Below are 371 nucleotides of genomic sequence, written 5' to 3'. Positions count from 1 at the left end.
ATGATACAACTCTCTATCTACGGGGCTGGAGGCGCTGCGGGTCATTTCCAGTTCAGACATGCCATAGCCAAGCAAGATAAACAATTTCCCACCGTTCTCAGCCTCTGGAGACTCGAAACGACCCAATATCCCAACCGAAGATACGAGACTCATATCAATACCAATATCGTCTCCCTCAGTGACACCTTGTGCGGCATAAACTTCAAGCCCTACTTGAGGCTCCAAATATAATCCCGCTCTCAGACCAGCTCCAGAGATATCGAACTCCGCTTCGCCACTTTGTTCATTACCAATAGTATTTATCAGGTAGTGGGCATCCAGCCCGGCATAATATTTAGGTTTATCTTCTGCAAAAGCGATACTGCTTAGAG

Annotated in this window: 1 protein-coding gene; it reads right to left on the bottom strand. The window is 46.9% G+C overall.

Annotated features, from left to right (window positions below):
* Positions 1-371, bottom strand: a 371-nt coding sequence (locus tag A3757_RS26500) for a hypothetical protein (RefSeq protein WP_197469859.1), incomplete at both ends; no start/stop codon positions are given.

It is taken from the genome of Oleiphilus sp. HI0117 (assembly GCF_001635235.1).
This window is presented reverse-complemented; position numbering and strand designations above follow the sequence as displayed.